This is a genomic window from Winogradskyella poriferorum (genome assembly GCF_050618035.1).
GTDB lineage: Bacteria > Bacteroidota > Bacteroidia > Flavobacteriales > Flavobacteriaceae > Winogradskyella > Winogradskyella poriferorum_A.
Map to the genome: position 1 here is coordinate 1 of NZ_JBODPY010000067.1, position 250 is coordinate 250.

Sequence of the window (250 nt, forward strand, 5' to 3'; positions counted from 1 at the left end):
ACGGTTGTCTTATATGAGCGGATATAACCGAACAAATTTTGCTCCTAAACTGCATGAATACTTGGGGGAAGACGTAGTTGGATTTTTTCCAAAGGCGAAAGAGTTTCAGCTCTTTTTTACATCTGATAATTTTCGGTTTTATAGGGAATTCAATATTCCTGCGCATGCCATTTCTACCGTTGACTTCACAAATTTTGACTATTATCATCATGTCCATGATGAAGCCGATAAAATGGATTACCAACATTGG

General features: G+C 37.2%; 1 pseudogene. It reads left to right on the forward strand.

Annotation, left to right across the window (positions count from 1 at the left end):
- Positions 1 to 61: 61 nt before the first annotated feature.
- Positions 62 to 250: pseudogene (locus ACRHOC_RS14950) on the forward strand (peptidase M28); the annotation flags it as partial.